Here is a 13,536-nt window from a genome sequence, read left to right on the forward strand (position 1 = left end):
AAAAGAAAAGTGTATAAAATTGAATAAAGAGAATCGAAATTATTTTATAATCATATAAAATCAGAAATTTCGGTTGACAGAAAATCATATAACCAGAAAACATTATTCAAAAAACAAAGAGGAAGAAAAATTGAATAACGAAGAGTGTTGAGACGGTCATCATTTTTGAAATTATTAAAGTAAAAAGTGATGACCGTCTCATTTTCTGTTATGTTAATTGTTATATTTACCAGTTGCCAGTATCGATATCTTCCGTTATACTTCATGAAGAAAGGAAACCCAAAAATAACAGCAGTGGTGAAAACATATGTGGAACAATCAGATCAACGAAAATATTTTATATGAAGATAAAGAAATTCTTGTATGCAGGAAACCGTCGGGAATGCCGGTACAGGCAGCAGGAATCGGAACTATGGACCTGGAAAGCGCCCTCAAAAATTACCTGGCGCAGAAAGCACCCGGAAAAATGCCATACCTGGCAGTGGTTCACCGTCTTGACCAGCCGGTAGAAGGTGTACTTGTATTTGCAAAAACTCCGGGAGCAGCCGGAAACTTAAGCAAACAGATGATGGCAGGCGGCGCCGGAAAATATTATCTGGCAGTAACCGAAGGAGCACCGAAAGACCAGGAAGGAACCCTTATCAGTTATCTGAAAAAAAACGGAAGAGCGAACATGTCCCAGGCAGTACCGGAAAATACACCTGGTGCAAAAAAGGCAATTCTCCATTATAAAGTCCTTGACCAGAAAGAAATAAACGGAAAGAAACGCACGCTTCTGAGAATCAAGCTGGAAACAGGACGTCATCACCAGATCCGGGTACAGCTTTCTCAGGCAGGAATTCCTCTTCTTGGAGACCGGAAATACAATCCTGCCGGTGAAAAAGGAACATCCCTTGGCCTTTGCTCCTGCAGCCTGGAATTCAGACATCCCAAAACAGGAAAGCCAATGAAATTCCAGACAGAGCCTCAGGGCAGCGCATTTCTGGATTTTGTGAAAAAACTGTAAAAACTCTGGACGGAAAAGCGAAAAAGTGTATAATGTAAAAAGCGAGTAACCAAATGTAAGAGTTTTGTAAAGTATAAGTTACTGTAGACGGATAATGCAGACGATGAAGAACAGTAACCAGCGAGGAAGAGGAGATTAAAATGAGAAGAGCTGCAGTAGCGTCGGTAGCCTTGTTGGCTACGGTAACCCTGCTGACAGGATGCCAGAAAGAAGAAGCAGAGAAGCTTGTTGCACCGCTTGTAGCAGATGCCCAGGAAACCCCGGAAGCCAAGAAAGCAGAAGAGAAAAAGAGTCCACTCATCCCGGAGATCGACGATAACCTTTCTATTGAAGAAGGTGCCAGAATAGCTGTTGTCAGCAAATGCAAAAAAGGCGAATTCTGGGATAAAGTGAAAGAAGGAATGGAAGCTGCTGTCAAAGATGTGAATGAGGCATACGGCTTCAAGAAAGACAAGCAGATCACAATGACTTTCGAAGGACCGGATAACGAGGAAGATGTAGAAAGTCAGATCAATACTCTTGATGCGGTAATTGCCGAGAATCCATCTGTAGTATGCCTTTCTGCCGGAGACATGGATTCCTGCCAGGCACAGCTGGAAGCTGCCAAAGAAAACGGCATTCCTGTGATCGCATTTGATTCTAATGTCAGCGATACGAAACTGGTCAGAGCTTTTCGGGGAACAGACAATACACAGATTGGTAAGTACGCTGCATATAAGCTTGGAAGCGCCATTGGAAAAATGGGAAATGTAGCAATTTTTTCCGCACAGGAGAAGACCCAGAGTTCACAGGAGCGTGTAAAGGGATTTCTGGATAATATCGCAAATTATACAGACATTAAAGTTGTAGAAACTGTATATTCTGATCAGGTTGATGATATGAAAGAAGCGATGAAAGAAGTTCTGGATAAATATCCTGCACTGGATGGAGTTTTCTGCACCAATGCCAATGTTTCCGAGATGTTTCTGGAAGTAAATAAAGACAACGGTGAGAATAAAGTTGCCATGGTAGGTGTGGATGCCACCAGCAAACAGCAGGAAGCAATCAAAAACGGACAGGAGCTTGGAGTTCTTTCACAGAATCCGTATGCAATGGGATATCAGACCATGTGGGCAGCCATTCAGTCCACCGCACCGAAGAAAGAAACAAAAATTGAGAAAAAAGTTTTACTTGACCCTGCATGGATCGACGCAGAAAACCTTGGAAGCGAAGATTACGCAAATTATATATATAACTGACAGGCAACAAATGTAAAGAGAATCAAAAGCCAGAAGATCAAAAGCCATTTACCAGATGAAAACGTAAAAAGTGATTTCATCTGGCAGATGGCTTTTTTGTGTTGTGTGGAACATTTTTTGTGAATAAAAACAAAAAATATGAACAGAATAAACAAATAAAAAGTTTGCGAAAAAATGGTAAAAATATAACGAATTTGACGATTTTTTGACGCAAAAAGAATATATTTTTCGTTAAATTGCATAATAAACATTGTTTTAGATAAAAAGTTGTGGTACAATTTGGATATGCAGAGAGGCGGTGATCAGATGATCCAGGAAACGATCAAGGCAGTGAAAGAGGCGGAGGCAAAAGCACAGCAGAAAATAAAAGACGCATCCGTCCGTGCACAGAACATCATCAGCGAAGCTGAGAAAGAGGCGGAGGAGATTATCAGAAAAGCGGAAATAACCGCAGGTGAACAGGCGGCATCTGATATGAAAGCAGCCGAAGAACGTGCACACAGTACAGAGAACACTGTCGTTGGACAGGCAGAGGAGGAGCTTGCAGCTTTGAAAAAGAAAGCGGAGTCGAAGCATGAGCAGGCCATCCAGACAGTAATGGACAGTTTGTTCTGAGAGGGGGAATGCGAAAATGGCAGTATTGCAGATGCAGCGAATCAGTATCTGCGCAATGAAGAAGAACCGTAAGGCCATATTGGAAGAACTGCAGTCACTTGGAGTATTGGAGATCGATGCGGCGGAACTGGACCCGGAACTTAAGACCATGGATACCATGAATGCCAGACTGATCTTCGAAAAGAACGCATCCCTGTGCGATCAGGCAATCGAGATTCTGGATGAATTTTCGAAGGAGAAGGGATCTATGCTGGCATCCCTGGCAGGAAAGCCTCTGATCGGAAGAAAGCAGGAGGAAGAAGCCATCCGGGATCAGGAAGAGATCCTGAGGACAGCCAGAGAGATCCAGGGATATCGGAAAAAACTCACAGAGAACAGCGCAGCGGTAGTTAAGATCGAACAGCAGGAAGCAGCGCTTGCTCCATGGCTGGATCTGGATATCCCCATGAATTCGCAGGGAACAGCGAAAACTGCAGTACTTGTGGGAAGTATTGACGGGAATGTAACTCTGGACCAGGTATACAGTCAGCTGGCAGTGGACGCACCACAGCTTGAAGCTTTTGACATCCAGGAAATCTCAAATGATGCCGGTAAGCTGAGCCTGGTGGTTGTCTGTCTGAAGACACAGGCACAGGAGATGGAAGAAGCACTCCGCATGCAGGGATTCGCAAGACCGGCACAGCTGGTATCAGAGGTTCCGGCACAGGAACTGGAGAACCTTAAGAATGAAGTGGTGCGCATCCAGGAAGAATCCGAACAGATCCGGGAGCAGATCCGTGATCTTCATGACAGGAAGAATTCCCTTCAGCTTGTATCCGATTACTTCCGGATCCGTGCACAGAAATATGAAGTTTTAGGTCAGCTCCGCCAGTCAGAGAGCACTTTTTTTGTGACAGGATATCTTCCGAAGAAACAGGTTCCCGCAATGGAGAAACGGCTTACGGAGAAGTACGATATTGTTTTTGAAGCAGAAGATGCTGATGGAGAAAATGTTCCGGTTGCCCTTCAGAACAGCAGATTCGGAGCGGCAGGAGAAGGAGTTCTTGCAGCGTTTGGTCTTCCCGGAAAGGGAGAGATCGATCCGTCCACCATTATGACAGCCTGCTATGTATTCCTTTTCGGACTGATGCTATCAGATGCAGCCTACGGACTGATCGTGTTTGCGGTCTGTCTGGGAGTGCTTCTGAAATTCCCCAGAATGGAAAGCGGAATGCAGAAATCCATCCGGCTGTTCATGTACTGTGGACTGTCCACTTTGTTCTGGGGCGTAATGTTTGGCGGATATTTCGGAGATTTTATCGATGTATTCTCAAGAGTATATCTGCATAAACCGGTCACTGTGAAGCCGGTATGGTTTGCACCGTTGAATGAGCCTATGAGACTTCTGGTGTTCTCCATGCTGTTTGGCCTGATTCATATGTTCCTTGGAATGGGACTTAAGGGCTACATGCTGATCCGTGACAAAAAATATCTCGACTTTTTCTGCGATGTAGTACTCTGGTTCATGCTCCTTATGGGACTGATCCTTATCTTTATCCCGAGCAGCATGTTTCGTTCTATTTCTCAGATGAACCTGAACCTTCCGTCAGCAGTGATACAGGTGGGCAAATGGATGGCTATTATCGGAGCAGTGGGAATTCTCTTCATGTCAGGAAGAGATAAGAAGAATCCGCTCCTCCGTCTGGCGCTTGGAGCTTACGACCTTTATAACATCACAGGATGGGTCAGTGATATCCTTTCCTATTCCAGACTTCTTGCTCTGGGACTGGCTACCGGTGTTATCGCATCAGTTATGAACCAGATGGGCAGTATGCTGGGAGACAGCATTTTTGGATGGATCGTATTTATTCTTGTATTTGTGATTGGTCATACATTTAACCTTCTGATCAATCTTCTGGGTGCATACGTGCACACCTGCCGATTACAGTACGTAGAGTTCTTCGGCAAATTCTTTGAGGGCGGAGGAAAAGAGTTCCACCCCTTCCGCGAAAATACAAAATATGTAGATATTAAGGAGGATTAATATTATGAGTGGTATCGTTTGGGCATTATTGGGAGCAGCAATTTCCGTAGCTCTTGCAGGTATAGGTTCCGCTATCGGCGTTGGTACAGCCGGCCGTGCAGCAGCAGGTGTTGTAACAGAAGATCCGGACAAATTTGCCAAGGTTCTGCTTCTTCAGCTTCTTCCTGGTACCCAGGGTATTTACGGACTGCTGGTAGCATTCCTTGCACTTTCCAAGGTCGGGATCCTGGGCGGCGGTGTTGCCGATATTTCTCTGGAAACCGGACTTATGATCTTTGTGGCATGTCTCCCGATCGCCATTGCAGGCCTTCTTTCCGCGATCCATCAGGGAAAAACTTCCGTAGCTTCCATCGGCATCGTAGCCAAGAAGCCGGAGCAGTTCGGTAAAGCCATGCTTTTCCCGGCAATGGTTGAGACATATGCGATTCTGGCTCTTCTGATCTCCATTCTTGCAGTCAGCGGAATTCAGGTTTGATTCATCAGGAGGGGCAGATCATGACAGGATTAGAGAAGATGGTAAGCCAGATTCTTGAAGAAGCCGATGCTTCTGCAGCCGTTATGATCAGTGACGCGGAGAAAAAAGCCGCGGAGATCCTCGGGGAAGCCGGAGAAAAAGCTGATAAGATCCGGCAGCAGAGGGAAGAACAGTCCAGGGCAAAGGTGAAAAGCTATGAAGAGCGGACAGCTTCCGCCGCAGATATGAAGAAACGTACCGCAGTTCTTGCAGCCAAGCAGGAGCTGATCGGGAAGGTGATTGCGGATGCCTGTGACCGTGTGAAGAATCTGGATGAAGGAAAATATTTTGAGATCCTTAAGAGTATGGCAGAGAAATATCTGCTTCCAAGAGAAGGAGAGATCTGTTTTTCAAAGAAGGATCTGGAACGTATGCCGGCGAATTTCCGTGAGGAGATTAAAGGCCTGGCACAGAAAAAAGGCGGCACACTGGAGATTTCCGGTGAAGCCAGAAATATAGACGGAGGTTTTATCCTGGTATACGGCGGCATTGAGGAAAACTGTTCCATTGATGCCATGTTTGCAGAGAAACGGGATGAACTTCTGGATCAGGTAAGAAAGATTTTGTTTGCGTAAAACACCATCGCAAAAAGGAGGGCGTGAAATATGTTTGGTGAAGATTATGCCTATGCGGTGGCGCGGATACGTGTTCTGGAGACCGGACTTCTGAATCAGGCGGCGATCGAACAGCTTCTGGCATGTCAGGATGAGCAGCAGTGCCTTCAGATCCTTACAGAGAAGGGCTGGGGAAACGGTGATCCTGCAGCCGGTGCGGACGCCATTCTTTCCAGGGAGCGAGAAAAGATCTGGGAGATCATGGATTCGCTGGTAGCGGACCGATCTGTTTTTTCCGTTCTCTCTTATCAGGATCTTTTCCATAACCTGAAAGCGGCTGTGAAGGCCAGCATCCTGGATGGGACAACGCCGAATATTTTTTTCAGCGACTGTGCCATTGACGGCGAGGATATGGTGAAATTCCTGAAGGATAAAGAATACGACCGTTTTCCGGAAGATATGCGGGAAGCGGCAAGAGAAGCCTATGAGACCTTTTTGCACACAAGAGATGGACAGCTTGCGGATATTATCGTAGACCGGGCGGCACTGGATGCCATAAGAGCGGCCGGGGAGAGATCGAAAGAAGAGATCGTCCGGCAGTATGCGGAATCTACAGTTGCGGTAGCAGATATCCGAATCGCAGTCCGTGCCTGCAAAACAGGAAAAAGTTCGGACTTCATGAAAAAAGCTATGGCAGAATGTGACACACTGGATAAGGAAAGACTGATCCACGTTGCAGTCAGCGGAATGGATCAGATCATGAGTTATCTGGCAGAAACGAAATACGGGGACGGAGCTCTGGCACTGGCGGAATCGGCTTCCGCTTTTGAGAGATGGTGTGACAACCAGATCATGGAGACTATCCGACCTCAGCTGTACAATTCATTTTCACTGGGACCGCTGGTAGCCTATGTGCTCGCCCGTGAGAATGAGATCAAGACGGTGCGGATCATTCTCACCGGAAAGCGCAGCGGCCTTCCGGAAGAGTTTATCCGGGAAAGGGCAAGGGAAATGTATGTATAAGATCGCGGTTTTGGGTGATTATAACAGCATTTACGGGTTTGCGGCGCTTGGCCTTGATACCTTTCCGGTGGAAGATCCCGCAGAGGGAAAAGAGAAGCTAAACCGTCTGGCAGCCGGTGAATATGCGGTTATTTATATTACGGAACAGCTGGCAGCCCAGCTTTCCGCTGAGATCAGTAAATACAGTGAAGCGCTGATGCCGGCGATCATTCAGATACCGGGAATTGCCGGAAATACAGGCGCAGGAATTGAAAATGTAAAGAAATCTGTGGAGACGGCAGTTGGCTCCGATATTCTTTTCAGCAATGAGTGACAAGAAAGCAGGTGATTGGTTCAGATGAGCAGAGGAACCATTAAGAAGGTAGCAGGACCGCTGGTAATTGCCAAAGGTATGCGAGATGCGAATATGTATGACGTGGTTCGTGTAAGCAGCCAGCGTCTGATCGGTGAGATTATTGAGATGCATGAAGATGAGGCTTCCATACAGGTATATGAGGAGACTTCAGGACTTCGCCCGGGAGAACCGGTAGAGTCTATGGAAGTTCCCCTTTCCGTGGAACTGGGACCTGGCCTTATCACAAGTATTTACGATGGAATCCAACGTCCGCTGGATGACATTATGAAAGTAGCAGGCAGCAACAACCTGAAACGAGGTGTTGAGGTACCTGCACTGAAGCGGGATAAAAAATGGAATTTCGTCCCGGTTGCAAAAGTGGGAGATGAGCTGGAAGGCGGCGATGTTCTCGGAACCGTTCAGGAGACCATCGTTGTTACACAGAAGATCATGGTACCACCCAATATGAAAGGTACTCTGAAAGAGATCAGATCCGGTGAGTTTACCGTAGATGAGACCGTTGCAGTTCTTTCCACGGCAGACGGAGATAAAGAACTGACACTGATGCAGCACTGGCCGGTACGACGTGGCCGTCCATACAAGAAAAAACTTCCGCCGGCAAAACCTCTGGTAACAGGCCAGCGTGTTATTGATACCATGTTCCCAATCGCCAAGGGTGGTGTGGCAGCAGTTCCTGGCCCGTTCGGAAGCGGCAAGACCGTTATCCAGCATCAGCTTGCAAAATGGGCAGAGGCAGATATCGTAGTTTATATCGGCTGCGGTGAGCGTGGAAACGAGATGACAGACGTTCTGAACGAGTTTCCGGAGTTGAAAGACCCGAAAACCGGACAGTCTCTGATGGAGAGAACTGTTCTGATCGCAAACACCTCAGATATGCCGGTTGCGGCACGTGAGGCTTCTATTTACACAGGTATCACCATTGCGGAGTATTTCCGTGATATGGGTTACTCTGTAGCACTGATGGCAGATTCCACTTCCAGATGGGCCGAGGCTCTCCGTGAGATGTCCGGACGACTGGAGGAGATGCCAGGTGAGGAAGGTTACCCGGCGTATCTGGGTTCCCGTCTTGCACAGTTCTACGAGCGTGCCGGACACGTGATCTGTAATGGAAAAGACGGAAGAGAAGGTGCCCTGACAGCTATCGGTGCGGTATCTCCTCCAGGTGGTGATATTTCCGAGCCTGTTTCCCAGGCAACACTTCGAATCGTGAAGGTATTCTGGGGACTGGATGCAAACCTTGCATACAAACGTCACTTCCCGGCAATCAACTGGCTGACCAGTTATTCCCTGTATCTGGACAGTGTAGGTGGATGGTTTGATGAAAATGTGGCGCCGGACTGGATGGAGCTCCGTCAGAGAATGATGACCCTTCTCCAGGAAGAGGCAGAGTTGGAAGAGATCGTAAAGATGGTAGGTATGGATGCACTTTCTCCGGGCGACCGCCTGAAAATGGAAGCAGCCCGTTCCATCCGCGAGGACTTCCTTCATCAGAACTCTTTCCATGAGATCGATACCTATACATCTCTGGAAAAACAGCACAACATGATGCGCCTGGTACTTGCATTCTATGATGCAGGCCTGGATGCGCTGAAACAGGGTGCAGATATCAATGATATCGTAAAACTGCCGGTACGTGAGCAGATCGGCCGTTACAAATATACAAAAGAAGATCAGCTGGCAGCGGAATATGAGAAGGTAACCCGCCAGCTTGCAGCAGAGACTGCGGAACTTCTGGGAAAGGAGGGCCTGTAAAATGCCAAAAGAATATAGGACCATACAGGAAGTTGCCGGCCCTTTGATGCTGGTACGAGGCGTTGAAGATGTGGCATTTGACGAGCTGGGTGAGATTGAGCTTGCCGATGGCGAAACAAGAAGATGCCGTGTTCTGGAGATTGACGGAAGCAATGCGCTGGTACAGTTGTTTGAGAGTTCCACAGGTATCAACCTTTCCAACAGTAAAGTACGTTTTCTGGGACGAAGCATGGAGCTTGGTGTATCCGGCGATATGCTGGGCCGTGTCTTTGACGGACTGGGCCGTCCCATTGATGACGGTCCGGAGATCCTTCCGGAAGAGAGAAGAGATATCAATGGCCTGCCGATGAATCCGGCAGCCAGAAGTTATCCGGAGGAGTTTATCCAGACCGGTGTATCCGCTATTGACGGACTGAACACCCTGGTACGTGGGCAGAAACTTCCGATCTTCTCCGCATCCGGTCTTCCTCATGCACAGCTTGCGGCACAGATCGCGAGACAGGCGAAGGTTCGCGGAAAAGACGAGCAGTTCGCCGTTGTATTTGCTGCCATGGGTATCACTTTTGAGGAGTCAAACTTCTTCGTAGAGAGCTTTAAGGAAACTGGGGCTATAGACCGTACTGTTCTTTTTGTAAACCTGGCAAATGACCCGGCTGTTGAGCGTATCGCTACTCCGCGAATGGCACTGACAGCAGCAGAGTATCTTGCCTTCGAAAAAGACATGCACGTTCTTGTAATCCTTACAGATATCACAAACTATGCGGATGCTCTCCGTGAGGTTTCTGCAGCACGTAAAGAGGTTCCGGGCCGTCGTGGATATCCCGGATACATGTATACAGACCTTGCTTCTCTCTACGAGCGTGCAGGCCGTCAGAAAGGAAAAGCAGGAAGTATCACCATGGTTCCGATCCTGACCATGCCTGAGGATGACAAGACCCATCCGATCCCTGACCTTACCGGTTACATCACAGAGGGACAGATCATTCTGAGCCGTGAGCTTTACCGTAAAGGAATCACACCGCCCATTGATGTTCTTCCGTCTCTGTCACGACTGAAAGATAAAGGTATCGGTGAGGGTAAGACAAGAGCAGACCATGCCAACACCATGAACCAGCTGTTTGCCGCATATGCCCGTGGTAAAGAGGCCAAAGAGCTGATGACCATTCTTGGTGAGGCTGCCCTCTCTGACATTGACCTGATCTATGCGAAATTTGCGGATGCTTTTGAGAAGGAATATGTTTCCCAGGGCTATCAGGCAAACCGTGATATCGAGGAAACCCTGGCCATCGGCTGGAAGCTGCTTTCCATTCTTCCGAGAAGCGAGCTGAAACGTATCGATGACAAATTCCTTGACCAGTATTACGGAAAAGTATAAAGGGGGGATGATTTGTGGCATCAACACAGGTGAATCCTACCCGTATGGAGCTTACGAAGCAGAAAAAGAAGCTGGTGACTGCAGTCCGTGGCCATAAGCTTCTGAAGGATAAGCGGGACGAGCTGATGCGACAGTTCCTGGATCTGGTGCGCGAGAACATGGAGCTGCGTAAAAAAGTAGAGGCTGGTATCCGAAGTGCCAACACCAATTTTGTCATTGCAAAAGCCGGAATGTCGGAGGAGACTCTGAACACCGCTCTGATGGCTCCCAAGCAGGAAGTCTATCTGGAAACCGGCAAAAAGAATGTCATGAGTGTGGATATTCCTGTTTTTGAATACAAAACAAGAACCCCGGATGCCAACGATATCTATTCCTATGGTTTTGCTTTTACCTCCAGTGATCTGGACGGAGCGGTAAAATCTCTGGCAGATATCCTGCCGGATATGCTCCGACTGGCAGAAGTGGAAAAAGCCTGTCAGCTGATGGCTTCTGAGATCGAAAAAACAAGGCGTCGTGTAAACGCCCTGGAGCATGTCATCATACCGGAAGCACAGGCAAACATCAAATACATCACCATGAAGCTGGACGAGAACGAGAGAAGTACCCAGATCCGGCTGATGAAGGTGAAAGATATGATGCTGGAGGAGGCACATCATTACAAGGAGCGGGAGGCAGAGCGCGGAGCGTAAAGCATAAAATACAAAGCGCAGGCATCCTGCAAAGAAAAAGAAAAGTTGATATAGAAAGTTTTGAGTAACGGGAAGGAGACGCCTCTGTGCTGTGCGATGGTTTGAACAGTGCAGGGGCGTTTTATTTATAAAATATTTAGTTTTCGTTTTCAGAAAATCAAGAGATGTACGGTATAATGATCAACAGTAAAGAATGTGCGGCGGAAGACAAGCCCGGGTATTTTATCTACCTGTCGCAGCAGAAAGAGAAGGGAATACATATGAATACTTTTTTACAGTCAGTACAGAATCTGGACGGAGAAATCCTTCTCCAGATCCAGCAGCATTTAAGAACGGATATGCTGACACCATTTATGAAAATCGTTACATTTCTGGGAAACGGAGGATGGTTCTGGATCCTCTGTGCAGTTGTTCTTCTTGCTGTTCCAAAGACAAGAAAAACAGGCTATGCGGCAGTTTTGTCCCTGATTTTCGGAGTGATCGTTACGAATCTGCTTCTCAAAAACATAGTAGCAAGGCCAAGGCCTTTTGCGGAAATCGAAGCTCTGATCCCGCTGATCGCCAAACCAACGGATTTCTCCTTTCCGTCAGGCCACACCACAGCATCCTTTGCCGTTGCCCTGGTAATGCTTCGGATGCTCCCCAAGAAAATCGGAATCCCGGCAGTAGTCCTGGCAGCGCTGGTGGCATTTTCCAGATTATATCTTGGTGTCCATTATCCTACAGATGTCCTTGCCGGGTTCGTTGTTGCGCTGGTGGGAAGCTCGCTGGCTGTGTGGGGTGTGAGGACGAAGCTGGGAAATCAATAAGTTTGATAACAGATGTTGAGAAATAGAAGTATATAATGTGGGTTTAACCAAATAAAGGAAGTTCCCTGGGAATGTGTGTCACTTTCCCAGGGATTTTTTTATATACACTTTAATTTGATAAAGTATTGACACGCCAGACGGAAACGGGGTACAATTATAAACAAGATTGTCAGGAAACGGTGAAAATGATGATGTAGAAATTAAACCAGATCAGGGAAGAGCCCTGTGGGGTTGTGAAAAGCAATAAGCAATGGGTGGGGACTTGCTTGTATCAGGAGGAGCAAGCCTGCTCAGAATAAAAGGAGAGAACACGAAATGATATCAGAAAAAATGAAACCCTACGTAAAAAACAATTCTGCCATCCGTATGATGTTTGAGGAAGGAAACCGCCTCCGTGCAAAATACGGCGCAGATAAGGTTTTTGATTTCAGCCTTGGAAATCCAAGTGTACCGGCGCCGGACAGTGTTCGTGAAGCCATTATCGATCTTGTAAATAATACGGACCCGACCGTCCTTCACGGATATATGAGCAACGCAGGTTTTGAAGATGTACGCCAGACTATCGCAGAATCTTTAAACAGACGTTTTGATACAAAATTTTCTGCAAAGAACCTGATCATGACAGTAGGCGCTGCAAGCGGCCTGAACGTAATTCTGAAGACGATCCTGAACCCGGGAGAAGAGGTGATCGTTTTTGCACCATATTTTCTGGAATACGGTGCATATGTCCGCAATTATGACGGTGTCCTTGTGGAAATCTCTTCGGATACCACAACCTTCCAGCCAAATCTCGCTGAATTTGAGCAGAAGATCACACCGAAGACAAAAGCAGTTATCGTAAATACTCCGCACAATCCGACCGGAGTTGTATATTCAGAAGAAACAATCAGGAAACTTTCCGCAATTTTGGAAGCAAAACAAAAAGAGTTCGGAACCGTGATCTACCTGATCTCCGATGAGCCATACCGTGAACTGGCTTACGATGGCGTGGAAGTTCCGTACCTGACGAAATATTATGACAATACAGTTGTGGGATATTCTTACAGCAAATCTCTTTCCCTTCCGGGAGAGCGTATCGGATATCTGGTGATCCCGGATGAGGCGGACGGAAGTGAAGAACTGATCTCAGCTGCAACCATCGCAAACCGTACACTTGGCTGCGTAAATGCACCATCCCTGATCCAGAAAGTAGTTGCGAAATGTGTAGATGCAAAGACAGATCTTGCAGCTTACGATAAAAACCGTCAGGCACTTTACAATGGCCTGAAAGAATGCGGCTTTGAGTGCATCAAACCACAGGGTGCGTTCTATCTCTTCGTAAAATCTCCGGTAGCTGATGAAAAAGCCTTCTGCGAGGCCGGCAAGAAATATAACATCCTCATGGTACCGGGAAGCTCCTTCGCATGCCCTGGTTATGTGAGACTGGCATACTGTGTATCTTATGATACCATTGTAAATTCTCTTCCGGAGTTTAAGAAACTTGCAGCAGAGTATGGCCTGAAATAAATTAACGAGAATAAACGATAATTATAAAGCGATTATATAAGAGATCCCCGGTACAGCCTGTTCATACAGAACTGTAT

At 47.0% G+C, this 13,536-nt stretch carries 13 protein-coding genes; all 13 read left to right on the forward strand.

The window, feature by feature from the left end:
- The first annotated feature begins 307 nt into the window (after positions 1-307).
- Positions 308-1,006, forward strand: coding sequence for an RluA family pseudouridine synthase (locus G5B12_RS05920; RefSeq protein WP_174087908.1), 699 nt, complete (start codon positions 308-310; stop codon positions 1,004-1,006).
- A gap of 140 nt (positions 1,007-1,146) precedes the next feature.
- A complete protein-coding gene (locus tag G5B12_RS05925; protein ID WP_174087909.1) occupies positions 1,147-2,244 on the forward strand; it encodes a substrate-binding domain-containing protein in 1,098 nt (365 codons plus the stop codon).
- 306 nt (positions 2,245-2,550) lie between these two features.
- Positions 2,551-2,859, forward strand: a complete 309-nt coding sequence (locus tag G5B12_RS05930) for a V-type ATPase subunit subunit G family protein (protein ID WP_021977450.1) — start codon at positions 2,551-2,553, stop codon at positions 2,857-2,859.
- Positions 2,860-2,875: 16 nt separating this feature from the next.
- Entirely contained in the window at positions 2,876-4,882 is a 2,007-nt protein-coding gene (locus G5B12_RS05935; protein WP_174087910.1) for a V-type ATP synthase subunit I, read from the forward strand.
- Positions 4,883-4,886: 4 nt separating this feature from the next.
- Entirely contained in the window at positions 4,887-5,357 is a 471-nt protein-coding gene (locus G5B12_RS05940) for a V-type ATP synthase subunit K (protein WP_015526259.1), read from the forward strand.
- 20 nt (positions 5,358-5,377) lie between these two features.
- A complete protein-coding gene (locus tag G5B12_RS05945; protein WP_021977448.1) occupies positions 5,378-5,971 on the forward strand; it encodes a V-type ATP synthase subunit E in 594 nt (197 codons plus the stop codon).
- A 30-nt stretch (positions 5,972-6,001) separates the two neighbouring features.
- Positions 6,002-6,973 carry a V0D/AC39 family V-type ATPase subunit gene (locus tag G5B12_RS05950; protein WP_174087911.1) on the forward strand — a complete coding sequence of 324 codons (972 nt, stop codon included), beginning with the start codon at positions 6,002-6,004 and terminating at the stop codon, positions 6,971-6,973.
- Entirely contained in the window at positions 6,966-7,286 is a 321-nt protein-coding gene (locus G5B12_RS05955; RefSeq protein WP_021977446.1) for a V-type ATP synthase subunit F, read from the forward strand. The genes G5B12_RS05950 and G5B12_RS05955 overlap by 8 nt, the downstream gene beginning before the upstream one ends.
- A gap of 24 nt (positions 7,287-7,310) precedes the next feature.
- The gene (locus G5B12_RS05960) at positions 7,311-9,080 is read left to right on the forward strand and encodes a V-type ATP synthase subunit A (protein WP_021977445.1); all 1,770 of its coding nucleotides are present in this window, start codon (positions 7,311-7,313) and stop codon (positions 9,078-9,080) included.
- Position 9,081: 1 nt separating this feature from the next.
- A complete protein-coding gene (locus tag G5B12_RS05965; RefSeq protein ID WP_118061791.1) occupies positions 9,082-10,455 on the forward strand; it encodes a V-type ATP synthase subunit B in 1,374 nt (457 codons plus the stop codon).
- Between the two features lie 14 nt (positions 10,456-10,469).
- Complete coding sequence (locus tag G5B12_RS05970; protein WP_021975777.1) at positions 10,470-11,144, forward strand: V-type ATP synthase subunit D; 675 nt, start codon at positions 10,470-10,472, stop codon at positions 11,142-11,144.
- A gap of 260 nt (positions 11,145-11,404) precedes the next feature.
- On the forward strand, positions 11,405-11,953 hold the full coding sequence (locus tag G5B12_RS05975) for a phosphatase PAP2 family protein (RefSeq protein ID WP_118061898.1): 549 nt from the start codon (positions 11,405-11,407) through the stop codon (positions 11,951-11,953).
- 315 nt (positions 11,954-12,268) lie between these two features.
- Entirely contained in the window at positions 12,269-13,459 is a 1,191-nt protein-coding gene (locus G5B12_RS05980; RefSeq protein ID WP_174087912.1) for a pyridoxal phosphate-dependent aminotransferase, read from the forward strand.
- Positions 13,460-13,536 lie beyond the last annotated feature (77 nt).

Source organism: Blautia sp. MSK.20.85 (assembly GCF_013317245.1).
GTDB lineage: Bacteria > Bacillota > Clostridia > Lachnospirales > Lachnospiraceae > Blautia_A.